This window comes from Ramlibacter sp., assembly GCF_028292805.1.
Taxonomy (GTDB): Bacteria; Pseudomonadota; Gammaproteobacteria; order Burkholderiales; family Burkholderiaceae_C; genus Ramlibacter.
The window spans coordinates 1-11,797 of sequence record NZ_JAQGLS010000255.1; the positions used below are offsets into that span (position 1 = coordinate 1).

The following is an 11,797-nucleotide window of genomic DNA, read 5'->3' on the forward strand; positions in this document are numbered from 1 at the left end:
CAGCTGCCACGCATCGGGGTCTGGTCGCTGCTGGCACCGCCGGGCTGGCGGCTGCGCGGCGCGCTGTCGGCGGACATCACCGTCGCCGGCAACCGCAGCGAGCCGCTGCTGACCGGGCCGCTGCTGGCCGACGACCTGGGCTTGCGCTCGGTGGTCGACGGCATCGAGCTGCGCAACGGCCACCTGCGGGCGCAGCTGGCGGGGCGCCGGATGGTGGTCAGCGAGTTCGTGCTGCGCGGCAGCGAGGAAAACGGCGGCGGCGGCGGCAACATCACCGCCTCGGGCGAAGGCGCCTGGACGGCGCAAGGCCTGCAGCTGAATGCGAATGCGCAACTGAACCAGTTGCGCGCCAGCATCCGCGGCGACCGCCAGCTGACGATCTCGGGGCCGCTGCAGGCGCGGATGGATGCCAGCGGCACCACCGTCACCGGCAAGCTGGTGGTCGACCGCGCCCGCATCGTGATCCCGGACGACACGGCGCCGCGGCTGGGCGACGACGTGCTGGTGCGCAATGCGCCGGGATTGCCGACCAGCGAGGCCGAACGCCGCGCCAGGCCGGCGCCCACCGGGGGCGCCCGCACCGTGACCCTGACCGCGTCGATCGACCTGGGCGAGGACTTCCGGGTCAGCGGGCGCGGCGTGGACACGCGACTGGCCGGCACGCTGAACGTGGCCGGCCGCTCGGTGGCGCAGCCACAGCTGACCGGCATCGTGCGCACCGTGGGCGGCACCTACAACGGCTACGGCCAGCGCATGACCATCGAGCGCGGCGAGCTGCGCTTCCTGGGGCCGGCCGACAACCCGGCGCTGGACGTGCTGGCGATCCGGCCCAACACCGACCAGCGCGTGGGCGTGCAGATCACCGGCCGCGCGCAGGCGCCGCACATCGAGCTGTACTCGGAAGGCGGCTTGTCGCAGGCCGAGACCTTGTCCTGGCTGGTGCTGGGCCGCTCCTCGTCGGGCGGCGGCGCCGAGACGGCGCTGCTGCAGCGGGCGGCCTCGGCCCTGCTGGCCGACAAGCGCGGCACCGGCAAGGGCCTGGCGGGCAACCTCGGGCTGGACGACCTGTCGGTGCGTGGCGGCGACAACGGCGCGGTGCTGCGCCTGGGCAAGCGTTTTGCCGAGAACTTCTACGCGGCCTACGAGCGCAGCATGGCCGGCGCGATGGGCACGCTGTACATCTTCTACGACGTCTCGCGTCGCCTGACGGTGCGAGCCGAGGCCGGCGAGCGCACCGGGGTCGACCTGATCTTCACCTTCTCGTTCGACAAGGCGCGGCCGCGCAAGGACAAGTAGGCGCGCTTGCGCTTCAACTCGAACACAGCCAATCCCAAGGCGCGCCGGCAGCCGGCAGCCGGCAGCCGGCAGCCGCGGCCGCGGCCGCGGCCGTGGCTTGAGCGAGCAGGCTCAGCGTTGCCGACCGCCTACACCAGGTGGGGCTTGCGTCCGCGTCCGCGTGTTGCGTTTTTCCCGGCCAGGCTCAGCCAAAGTACTACCATCGAGATCACATTTCAGGTGCAGAGTATTATCATGTCTGCAATCCGGAACGAAGCGATGGAAGCCAAACCGGCCCGGCTCACGATCCTCATCGACGCCGACAAGAAGAAGGCCTTCGAAGCGGTTTGCGCGGCCCAGGACATCACCGTGTCCCAGGTGCTGCGCCAGTTGATCCGCGAATACATCGTCCGCCACCAACCGCATGACCATGCCGGGCTGCCGAGGCGCCGCGGCGGCGGCTGAGCCACCCGCGCACGGGAAACGAATTACAATCCGATTAACATCGGAACCGTTGCCCATGGAGCTCAAGACCGCCAGGTTGACCATCCTGATCGACCCTGCCAAGAAGCTGGCGTTCGAAGGCGTGTGCCGCACGCAGGACATGACGCCGTCGCAGGTCGTCCGCCGGCTGATCCGCGACTACATGCAGGAGCAGGAGCCGGCTGCCGCGCCGGCCAAGCGGGCCGCCGCCGTGCGCAAGGCGGCCCCGGCCAAGCGGGCGCGCTGACTACACAGGCACGGTGTAGTTCAGGGTCATCCGGCCTCCGTCCACCACCACGATTTCTCCCGTCACGTAGCTGGCCGCGTCGCTGGCCAGCCAGGCGACCACGTCCGCGACTTCCGACGGCTGGCCCAGCCGCTTCATCGGCGTGCGCATCATGATGCGTTGCCGCGCCTCGTCGCTGGTCAGCACCGCCTTAGCCGCCAGCTCGGTGGCGATGGTGCCGGGCGCCACCGCATTGACGCGGATGCCCTTGTCGGCCAGCGCCAGCGCCATCACCCGCGTCAGCTGGTTGACGCCGCCCTTGCTGACGTTGTAGCTGGCGATGTTCGGAATGGCGAGCACGCCGTTGACCGAACTCATGTTGACGATGGCGCCGCTGCCCACTTTCGCCATCTCGCGAGCGACGGCCTGGCCGACCAGGAACGAGCCTTTGAGGTTGATGCGCAGCACGGCGTCGAAGTCGGCCTCGGTCACGTCCAGAAAATCCGCGGCCCGGAAGGTGCCGGCGTTGTTCACCAGCACGTCGATGCGGCCGTGGTCCAGCATGGCCTTGGCCACCAGCGTGTCCACCTGGGCCTTGTCGCCGACGTCGCAATGCACGTAGCTGCCTTGCAATGCGTCGGCCACGGCCTGGCCGCGTGCGTCGTCGATGTCGGCCAGCACCACCTTGGCGCCGTCGGCCGCCAGCCGGCGGGCGCAGGCCTCGCCGATGCCTTGCGCGGCGCCGGTGACGATGCAAACGCGACCGGTCAGGCCCAAGCAGATGCGCGAGGAACCTGTGGAGGGTGGGGGCGCGCTGGTCATGCGCGCATGGTACCTGCCCATGCATCGACGAAGCGGCGCGCGGCGGCGCCCACTTCCCCGGCCGGGCGGCCCGGCCGGTACAGCGCGGAGCCGATGCCAAAGCCGCTGGCGCCGGCCGCGCGGTAGTCGGCCATGTGGTGCGGCGCGATGCCGCCGACGGGCAGCAGCAGCACGTCGGCCGGCAGCACCGCGCGCAAGGCCCGCACGGCCGCCGGCGGGATCATCTCCGCCGGAAACAGCTTCAGCCCCGACGCGCCGGCGGCCAGCGCCGCGAACGCTTCGCTGGGCGTCATCACGCCGGGCAGGCAGGCCATGCCGCGCGCGCCGGCATCGGCGATCACGTCCTGGTCGCAATGGGGCGAGACGATCAGGCGCCCGCCGGCATCGTGCACCTTGGCCACCTGGTTGGCCGTCAGCACGGTGCCGGCTCCCACCAGCACCTGCGGAAACTCGCGGGCCAGCAAGGCAATGCTGGCCAGCGGTTGCGGCGAGTTCAGCGGCACCTCGATCAGCGTCCAGCCGGCATTGACCAGGGCTTCGCCAATGGGCAGCGCCTCGGCCGGCGTGATGCCGCGCAGGATGGCGGCCAGGGGCAGGCGCTGCATGGCGCTGCGCAGGCTTTCGGCAGCGGTGACGATCATGGTGCCTCCAGGTTGCGTTCCAATGCCCACAGCCCGCGCCAGGTTGCCTCCGAACCCAGCGCCCGCGAGCGCACCCCCAGGGTGGCGAGGGCCAGGGCGTAGCGCGCGGTGAGGGCGGGGCTGCCGACCAGGGTGACCTCGGCCACGCCAGTGGCCTGTACGCGCAGCTCTTCCCCGATCACCAGGCCCGACAGGTAGCCTGGCTGGGCGTGCGGCTCCAGCTGCCCGAACAGGGCCAGCGTGCGGGTGCTGAAGGCCGCGTGCAGCAAGCTGCCGGACGCGGTCGCGTGGCGCACGCCGCGGGTGAAGGCGGCCTGGTCCAGCGGGCCTTCCTCGTCGGGCATGGTGCGCGCCAGGATCGAATGCCGCCGCAGCAGCGCATAGACCTCGCCCGTCATCCAGGTGCTGAAGGACTGCACGACGCCCGCCTGCACGCGCACCCACTTGCTGTGCGTGCCGGGCAGCACCACGACGCCGTCGGCCTGCTGCAGCAGCGACAGCGCACCGAACACCTGCACCTCTTCGCCGCGCATCACGTCGGGCACGCCATCGCACTCGCAGGCCAGCCCGGGCACGATGGCGATGCGGCCGGGCACCACCCAGTGCAACCCGCGTCCCAGCTCGCCGAAGCCGGCTGGACAGTGGCAGTAGGGCGCCTCCTGCCAGCCTTGCCGGCTGCCGGCCATGCCGCTGACCAGACACAGCGCCGACGGATCGCGCAGCCAGTCGCCGCAGGTGTCCTGCAGCACGGCCGCGAAGCCGCCCGCGGGCACGGTCAGGATGCCGCGCGGAGAGCCGCGCTCCTCCAGCACGGCGCCATTGGCGGCGATGCGCGCCGCCCGCAAGGAGGAAGTACCCCAGTCGACGCCGATCAGGTTCACGTCAATGGCTGCGCAGTTCGGGCAGCTTGTTCTTGGGGCTCGACCGGCACAGGGTAAGTCCTCGAAATTGCAATCGTACTATGGTCATACGATTGGGAAATCACTGAAAAAAACGCTGGAGCGATTTTGCCGCGGTTCTCGTTGCGCCAGGCAGACGGCAAACCAGAGCCGTCGCCATGCCCGGCGTTTCCCTTTGCGCTTCGCTGCGTAGAAACCATGACCGCACCTGCCACCGACCGCCCCGCCATCCTCACCGTGATGAACCTGCCGCCGTTCTACCTGGCCCCGCTCAAGCAGAACTTCACGGTGTACGAGCGGCTGCACCAGACCGATCCCGAGGCCTTCGCCCGGGTCGCGCCCACCATCCGCGGCGTCACCGGCGGCGGCGAGTCGCAGGTGCCGCGCGCGCTGATGGAACGCCTGCCCGCGCTGGAGCTGGTCTCCATCATGGGCGTGGGCTACGACAAGGTCGACGTCGCCGCCGCCATCGAACGCAAGGTGCCGGTCACGCACACGCCGGGCGTGCTCGACGACGAAGTGGCCGACCTGGCCATCGCCCTGATGCTGTCGGTGGCGCGGCGCGTGCCGCAGGCCGATCGCTACGTGCGCGATGGCCTGTGGGCCAGCCAGGGCAACATGCCGTTCGCCCGCAAGATGTCCGGCGCCCGGCTGGGGATCGTGGGCCTGGGCCGCATCGGCAAGGCGATCGCGCACCGGGCCGCGGCGTTCGGCATGTCGATCGCCTACACCGGGCGCACCGAGCGCAAGGAGCTGCCGTATCCGTTCTACCCGTCGGCCAAGGCGCTGGCGGCCGCGGTCGACTTTCTGGTGCTGATCACGCCCGGCGGCGAAGGCACGCGCAAGATGATCAACCGGGAAGTGCTGGAGGCGCTTGGCCCGCGTGGCTACCTGATCAACGTGGCGCGCGGCACCGTGGTCGACGAGCAGGCGCTGATCCAGGCCTTGCAGAACGGCGTGATCGCCGGCGCCGGCCTCGATGTGTTCGAGAACGAGCCGCAGGTTCCGCAGGCGCTGCGTGACCTGCACAACGTGGTGCTCACGCCCCACATGGCGAGCGCGACGCACGAGACGCGGCAGGCGATGGCCGACCTGGCGCTGGCCAACCTGGTGGAGCACTTCGCCGGGCGGCCGCTGAAGACGCCGGTGCCGGAGTGCCAGGCATGACGTCCTTTACCAAGGTCGTCCTGTTCACGGACGACGACGGCCGCGCGCGCTTTCGCGACGAACAAGTGGCGCTGACCGAAGGCTCGCCCCAGGCGGCGCTGTCGTCCTTGCTGCCTTCGGGCGGCTACCAGTTGCGGCAAAGCCCGGTCGGCTTTCGCAGCCAGTTCCACTGTTCGCCGCATCCGCAATGGGTGTTCATCCTGGGCGGCACCATGGAGATCGGCTTGCAGGACGGCAGCCGCCGCCGCTTCGGCCCCGGCCAGCATTTCCATTCGGCCGACTTGCTGCCGGACGGCGCCAGCTTCGATGCGAAGGTCCACGGCCACTCGAGCGCGCAGGCGGGCAACGAGCCGCTGGTGACGCTGTTCGTGCGGGGCTGAAGGTTGCGCATGGTTCGCACCGTCCACGGCAACACGGTCGATCACCTGGGCGCCGCCATCGTCGCCGGCCGCTACCCGCCAGGTACGGCGATCCCGCCCGAGCCGCTGCTGTGCCAGGAGCTGGGGATCAGCCGCACGGTGGTGCGCGAAGCCGTCAAGTCGCTGATCGCCAAGGGGCTGGTCAGCAGCGGCCCCAAGGTCGGCACCAGGGTGCTGCCGTCGGAACAATGGAACTGGTTCGACCGCGACGTGATCGTCTGGCAGTCGCGCGCCGGCCTCACGCGCGAATTCCTGCGCGACCTGCAGGAATTGCGGCGGGTCGTGGAGCCGGCCGCCGTGCGGCTGGCGGCCGAGCGGGCCACGACCGACGACATCGCCGGCATCGAGGCCGCCTTCGCCGGCATGAAGCAGGCGGTGGAGCAGGGCGGCGACTACGTCACCCACGACCTGCTGTTCCACCAGGGCCTGTTGCGGGCCTCCCACAACCGCATGGTGGTGCAGATGAGCAAGGCGCTGGCGGCGTTGCTGCGCACCAGCTTCGAGATTTCCACCAGCCGCAAGCACGGCCCCAGGCAATCGCTGCCACTGCACCGCGCCGTCATCGACGCCGTGATCGCCCGCGATGCGGCCGCCGCCGAACTGGCCGTCCTGGTGCTGGTCGACGGCGCCCGCGACGACATCGAAGCCGTGCTGGCATCGCGCCGGCGCCTGCCCAAGCTGGACCTGCCGGCGCCGCTGCTGCGGGCTGCCTGACGAACCCATGACCAAAGCCATCGCCCTGTTTTTCAAGCTGCTCGAATTCCTGGTGGTCGCCTGCCTGGTGGCGATGGTGATCATGGTGTTCGGCAACGTGGTGCTGCGCTACGGCTTCAACTCCGGCATCCAGGTGTCCGACGAGATGTCGCGCTACTGCTTCATCTGGCTTACCTACATCGGCGCCATGATCGCGATGCGCGAGCGCGAGCACCTGGGCGTCGACACCCTGGTCAAGCACCTGCCGCGCGCCGGCAAGAAGGCCTGCCTGTTCGTCAGCGAGGCGCTGATGCTGTGGGTCAACGTGCTGTTCTTCATCGGCACCTGGAAGATGCACGAACTGCAGGTCACCAACGTCTCGCCGGTGGTCGGCATCTCGATGATCTGGGTCTACGGCATCGGCTACGTCGTCGCCGTGGTGATGGCCTTGTTCAACCTCTCGGTGCTGTGGCGCCTGGTGACCGGCACGCTGTCCGACGACGAACTGGTGCAGGTGGTCGATTCGGAGGACGTGCCGCATGGCACGGCGGTGCCGCCGGGAGCAGCGCGATGACCGTCGCCGTCTTCATAGGCAGCCTGCTGGCCGCCATGGCGCTGGGCATGCCCATCGCCTATGCCTTGCTGGTGTGCGGTCTGGCGCTGATGGCGTTCATGGCCGCCACCGGCGCGCTGCCGGCGTTCGACTCGCAGATCCTGGCGCAGCGCTTCGTCGACGGCGCCGACAACTTCCCGCTGCTGGCCGTGCCGTTCTTCCTGCTGGCCGGTGAGTTCATGAACGCCGGTGGCCTGAGCCGGCGGATCGTCAACCTGTCGATGGCCTGGGTCGGCCACTTCCGCGGCGGCCTGGGCTATGTCGCGGTGCTGGCGGCCGTGATCATGGCGTCACTGTCGGGATCGGCCGTCGCCGACACGGCGGCGCTGTCGGCGCTGCTGCTGCCGATGATGAAGCAGGCCGGCTACCAGGTGAACCGCTCGGCCGGCCTGATCGCCTCCGGCGGCATCATCGCGCCGGTGATCCCGCCCTCGATCGGCATGATCATCTTCGGCGTGGCCGGCAACGTCTCGATCACCAAGCTGTTCCTGGCCGGCATCGTTCCCGGCATCCTGATGGGCATCGCCATCGGCGCCACCTGGTGGTGGCTGGCCCGCAAGGAAGACGTGCGGCCGGCGCCGCGTGTCGCCATGGGCGAGCGGCTGCGCATCACGGGCCAAGGCTCGCTGGCGCTGCTGCTGCCGCTGGTGATCCTGGGCGGCATGAAGTTCGGCGTCTTCACGCCCACCGAAGCCGCCGTCGTGGCCGCCGTCTACAGCTTCGCCGTCGGCCTGTTCGTCTACCGCGAGCTGAAGGTGCGCGACCTGTACCGGCTGGTGCTGTCGGCCGGCAAGACCACCGCGGTGGTAATGTTCCTGGTGGCCGCCGCGATGGTCAGCGCCTGGCTGATCACCGTGGCCAACATCCCGACCGAGGTCGCCAACCTGCTCTCGCCGCTCATGGACAACCGCATGCTGCTGATGTTCGTGATGATGGTGATCATCATCCTGGTGGGCACCGCGCTCGACTTCACCCCGACGGTGCTGATCCTCACGCCGGTGCTGATGCCGGTGGTGCTGAAAGCCGGCATCGACCCGGTCTACTTCGGCGTGCTGTTCATCATGAACAACGCCATCGGGCTGATCACGCCGCCGGTGGGCACCGTGCTCAACGTCGTCAGCGGCGTCGCCCGCATCAGCCTGGACGACGCCTTCAGGGGCGTGATGCCGTTCTTCATCGCCCAGGTGGGCGTGCTGTTCCTGCTGGTCGCATTCCCCGACCTCGTGCTGGTGCCCCTCAAGTGGCTGATGCGCTAGGCTCCGTTTCCGTTCTCGAACCCCCCGACGCACCAAGGAGAAATACCATGTTCAAGCGACGCACTCTCGTTACCCTGCTGGCCGGCGCCCTGCTGGCTGCCGCCCCGGCCTTTGCGCAGTTCCAGGACCGCACCATCAAGTTCACCAATGGCGTCAACGAAGACCACCCGGTCGGCGTCGGCGTCAAGAGGATGCAGGAGATCCTGGCGGCCAGGACCGGCGGCAAGATGAAGATCGCCGCTTTCTGGGGCGGCGCCGCCGGTGGCGACCTGCCGGCCACGCAGGCGCTGCGCGCCGGCACCCAGGAGATGGTCTGCACCTCCTCGTCGCCGCTGGTGGGCATCGTCAAGGAACTGGGCGTGTTCGACCTGCCGTTCCTGTTCGCCAGCGAGCGCGAAGCCGACGCGGTGCTGGACGGCCCGGCCGGCGCCTACTTCGACAAGAAGCTGGAAGACGCCGGACTGGTCAACCTGGCCTACTGGGAAAACGGCTTTCGCAACCTGACCAACAGCCGCAAGCCGGTGGCCAAGGTGGAGGATTTCGACGGCATCAAGGTGCGCGTGATGCAGAACAACATCTTCCTGGACACCTTCAAGACACTGGGCACCAACGCCGTGCCGATGGCCTTCGGCGAAGTCTTCACCGCGCTGGAGACCAAGACCATCGACGGCCAGGAGAACCCCTTCGTGACCATCGAGACTTCGAAGTTCAACGAGGTGCAGAAGTACCTGTCTGTCACCCGCCACGCCTACACGCCGTTCCTGGTCCTGTACAGCAAGAAGCTGTGGGACCAGCTCAGCGCGCAAGAGCAGGCCGTGCTGCGCGAGGCGGCCATCGAAGGGCAGAAGGTGCAGCGCGCGGCCAATCGCTCGCTCAACGAAAAGTCGCTGGCGAGCCTGCGCGCCAAGGGCATGCAGGTCAACGACGTGACGCCGGCCGAGCAGCGCCGCATGTTCGAGAAGGTCAAGCCGGTCTACGACAAGAACGTGCCCGCCATCGGCGGCGAAGCCGTCACGGTGGTGCTGGACGCGCTGAAGAAAGCGCGCGGCGGCTGATCAGTCCTTTGGCCTTGTGGCTTCAGTGACTGGCTTTGTGATCAGCCCACCCGAAAATCGCTCCAGCGATTTTTCGGTGACGCGATGAAGATGCGCAAGCTGGAAACCTTGAGGCTGGGGGAGTTTCCCAACATCCTCTGGGTCCGCCTGCACACGGACGAAGGCCTGGTCGGCCTGGGCGAGACCTTCATGGGCGCCGAGGCCGTCGAGGCCTACCTGCACGAGTGGGCGGCCCCGCGCCTGCTCGGGCAGGACCCGCTGGCCATCGAGTCGCGGGCGCGCGACCTCACCGGCTACCTGGGCTGGCGCGGCTCCGGCGTCGAGACGCGTGGCAATTCGGCGGTCGACATCGCCTTGTGGGACCTGTTCGGTCAGGCCGCCGGCATGCCCTTGCACACGGCGCTGGGCGGCAAGAGCCGCGACAGCATCCGCATCTACAACACCTGCGCCGGCTACCAGTACGTGCGCGGCAAACGCAACCAGTCCTCGTCGAACTGGGGCCTGGGCAACGCGCAAGGGCCGTACGAAGACCTGCAGGGCTTTCTGCACCAGGCCGACGAACTGGCGCTGTCGCTGCTGGACGAAGGCATCACGGCCATGAAGATCTGGCCGTTCGACATCGCTGCCGAGCGCAGCCACGGCCAGTCCATCAGCCCGCAAGAACTGGACACGGCGCTGGAGCCGTTCCGCAAGATCCGCACGGCAGCGGGCAACCGCATGGACATCATGGTGGAGTTCCACAGTCTGTGGCGATTGCCGATGGCGCGCCGCATCGCGCGCGCGCTCCAGCCGTTCGATACCTTCTGGCACGAAGACCCGATCCGCATCGACAGCCTCGGCCTGCTCAAGCAATACGCGGTGGATTGCCAGGCCATGGTCTGCGCCAGCGAGACCCTCAGCTACAAGTGGGGCTTCAAGGATTACCTGGAAACCGGCGTGGCCGGTGTCGCCATGCTGGACCTGAGCTGGTGCGGCGGCCTGACCGAAGCGCGCAAGATCGCTGGTATGGCCGATGCCTGGCAGCTGCCGGTGGCGCCGCACGACTGCACCGGGCCGGTGGTGTGGACGGCCTCCACCCACCTGTCGCTGCACGCACCCAATGCGCTGGTGCAGGAGAGCGTGCGGGCGTTCTACACGGGCTGGTACAAGGAGCTGGTGACCGAGTTGCCGAAGGTGGAAAACGGCATGATCTCGCTGAACGACAAGCCCGGGCTGGGCATCGCGCTGCTGCCGGACCTGCACCTGCGCAAGGATGCGATGGTGCGGGTGAGCGACGTCTAGGGCGCCGCCGCCTGCCGCTTGCGTTCGGTCTTGTCGAACACCAGCAGCTGGTTGCCGCGTGCCACCGGCACCGCGCGCAGCAGCGCCTGCGCCACGTGCTCGGCGCGCACCGCGCGCAGCTTGTCCGGGATCACCGGCCCCAGCCAATCGCTCAGCCGCATCGCGAGGCGCTCGCCCTTGCGTTCCGGCTGGCCGAGTGCGCCGCGGTCGCCGACCAGCAACGACGGCCGCGCGATCACCAGTCGCTCGTAGGCCAGCTCGGTGAGCGCGCCTTCGAGTTCGCCCTTGACCCGGTTGTAGAAGATGCGGGAGTGGGAATTGGCGCCCATCGCGCTGACCAGCCCGATGCGGGTGGCGCCGGCCGCGCGGGCGGCGCGCGCCACGTTGAAGTTGGCGTCGAAGTCCACGGCCCGGAAAGCAGACTGGCTCCCCGCCACCTTGATGGTGGTCCCGAGAGCCAGGTAAACCTCGTGCACCGCCGGCAGGGCCGGCAGCGCCGAAAAGTCGACGCTGTGGAACGTCAGCTTGGGGTGGTGCAACCCCGGGTTGCGGCGGCCCAGGGCATGGACCGCCACGACCGTGTCATCGGCCAAAAGTCCTTGCAGGACCGCCCGGCCCACGAGCCCCGTAGCCCCCGCCACCAGAGCGGTTCGACCGGCCACCGCCACCGCCGCGGCGGCCGCTGCCGGCCATGCTGTCGACACTGGTGCGGAGGGGATCGGGTTGGCCATCGGTGCTGCGTTGGACGGGGTCCCTCACGACGAAGGGGCTGCGGCTATTGTGCGCCCCTTCGCGCGGTTGCATCTCGTCATCTCGACGGGGCTGGCGCGGCTCGTCGTCACGGCGCGGGGCGCGCGGCTGGCCATTGCCGTTGCCGTTGGCCTGCTGGCCTTGCCCGCTGCGGGCGCCGCCGTTGCCATTGCCCGGCGGACGCGGGCCGCGGGCCTGTGCCGGGGTGCCTTGCGGC

General features: G+C 69.1%; 14 protein-coding genes. 10 read left to right on the forward strand and 4 right to left on the reverse strand.

Features of this window, described 5'->3' with window-relative positions; translation table 11 throughout:
- From JWP65_RS15890 to JWP65_RS15900, 3 genes are all read left to right on the forward strand, one after another.
- The coding region (locus JWP65_RS15890) for a translocation/assembly module TamB domain-containing protein (RefSeq protein ID WP_299765430.1) at window positions 1–1,296 on the forward strand (1,296 nt) is incomplete at its 5' end.
- A gap of 258 nt (window positions 1,297–1,554) precedes the next feature.
- The gene (locus tag JWP65_RS15895; RefSeq protein ID WP_299765450.1) at window positions 1,555–1,740 is read left to right on the forward strand and encodes a ribbon-helix-helix protein, CopG family; all 186 of its coding nucleotides are present in this window, start codon (window positions 1,555–1,557) and stop codon (window positions 1,738–1,740) included.
- Between the two features lie 55 nt (window positions 1,741–1,795).
- On the forward strand, window positions 1,796–2,005 hold the full coding sequence (locus JWP65_RS15900; RefSeq protein ID WP_299765432.1) for a CopG family transcriptional regulator: 210 nt from the start codon (window positions 1,796–1,798) through the stop codon (window positions 2,003–2,005).
- On the opposite strand, the gene JWP65_RS15905 is transcribed toward JWP65_RS15900, so the two are convergent.
- From JWP65_RS15905 to JWP65_RS15915, 3 genes are read right to left on the reverse strand one after another with little or no spacing between them, the layout of a single operon-like run.
- Window positions 2,006–2,806: an SDR family NAD(P)-dependent oxidoreductase gene (locus tag JWP65_RS15905; RefSeq protein WP_299765433.1), complete on the reverse strand. Its 801-nt coding sequence runs from the start codon at window positions 2,804–2,806 to the stop codon at window positions 2,006–2,008.
- On the reverse strand, window positions 2,803–3,447 hold the full coding sequence (locus JWP65_RS15910) for a 2-dehydro-3-deoxy-6-phosphogalactonate aldolase (RefSeq protein ID WP_299765434.1): 645 nt from the start codon (window positions 3,445–3,447) through the stop codon (window positions 2,803–2,805). Before JWP65_RS15910 ends, JWP65_RS15905 begins: the two co-directional genes overlap by 4 nt.
- On the reverse strand, window positions 3,444–4,334 hold the full coding sequence (locus JWP65_RS15915; protein WP_299765452.1) for a 2-dehydro-3-deoxygalactonokinase: 891 nt from the start codon (window positions 4,332–4,334) through the stop codon (window positions 3,444–3,446). Before JWP65_RS15915 ends, JWP65_RS15910 begins: the two co-directional genes overlap by 4 nt.
- 210 nt (window positions 4,335–4,544) lie before the next feature.
- Here JWP65_RS15915 and JWP65_RS15920 point away from each other — a divergent pair, with 210 nt between their 5' ends.
- The 7 genes from JWP65_RS15920 to JWP65_RS15950 all read left to right on the forward strand — a co-directional run bounded on the left by JWP65_RS15920 (window position 4,545) and on the right by JWP65_RS15950 (window position 10,830).
- A complete protein-coding gene (locus JWP65_RS15920) occupies window positions 4,545–5,513 on the forward strand; it encodes a 2-hydroxyacid dehydrogenase (RefSeq protein ID WP_299765435.1) in 969 nt (322 codons plus the stop codon).
- The gene (locus JWP65_RS15925) at window positions 5,510–5,893 is read left to right on the forward strand and encodes a hypothetical protein (protein ID WP_299765436.1); all 384 of its coding nucleotides are present in this window, start codon (window positions 5,510–5,512) and stop codon (window positions 5,891–5,893) included. The genes JWP65_RS15920 and JWP65_RS15925 overlap by 4 nt, the downstream gene beginning before the upstream one ends.
- A gap of 9 nt (window positions 5,894–5,902) precedes the next feature.
- Window positions 5,903–6,646: a FadR/GntR family transcriptional regulator gene (locus JWP65_RS15930; RefSeq protein WP_299765438.1), complete on the forward strand. Its 744-nt coding sequence runs from the start codon at window positions 5,903–5,905 to the stop codon at window positions 6,644–6,646.
- A 7-nt stretch (window positions 6,647–6,653) separates the two neighbouring features.
- The gene (locus tag JWP65_RS15935; protein ID WP_299765440.1) at window positions 6,654–7,199 is read left to right on the forward strand and encodes a TRAP transporter small permease; all 546 of its coding nucleotides are present in this window, start codon (window positions 6,654–6,656) and stop codon (window positions 7,197–7,199) included.
- On the forward strand, window positions 7,196–8,494 hold the full coding sequence (locus tag JWP65_RS15940; protein WP_299765442.1) for a TRAP transporter large permease: 1,299 nt from the start codon (window positions 7,196–7,198) through the stop codon (window positions 8,492–8,494). The genes JWP65_RS15935 and JWP65_RS15940 overlap by 4 nt, the downstream gene beginning before the upstream one ends.
- Before the next feature lie 47 nt (window positions 8,495–8,541).
- Window positions 8,542–9,549, forward strand: a complete 1,008-nt coding sequence (locus JWP65_RS15945; protein WP_299765444.1) for a TRAP transporter substrate-binding protein — start codon at window positions 8,542–8,544, stop codon at window positions 9,547–9,549.
- A gap of 84 nt (window positions 9,550–9,633) precedes the next feature.
- Complete coding sequence (locus JWP65_RS15950) at window positions 9,634–10,830, forward strand: mandelate racemase/muconate lactonizing enzyme family protein (RefSeq protein WP_299765446.1); 1,197 nt, start codon at window positions 9,634–9,636, stop codon at window positions 10,828–10,830.
- Here the strand turns inward: JWP65_RS15950 and JWP65_RS15955 are convergent.
- Window positions 10,827–11,423 (reverse strand): nucleoside-diphosphate sugar epimerase, encoded by a 597-nt coding sequence (locus tag JWP65_RS15955; RefSeq protein ID WP_299765448.1) that lies wholly within the window; start codon window positions 11,421–11,423, stop codon window positions 10,827–10,829. The two genes, JWP65_RS15950 and JWP65_RS15955, sit on opposite strands and share 4 nt — an antisense overlap.
- Window positions 11,424–11,797: the final 374 nt, after the last annotated feature.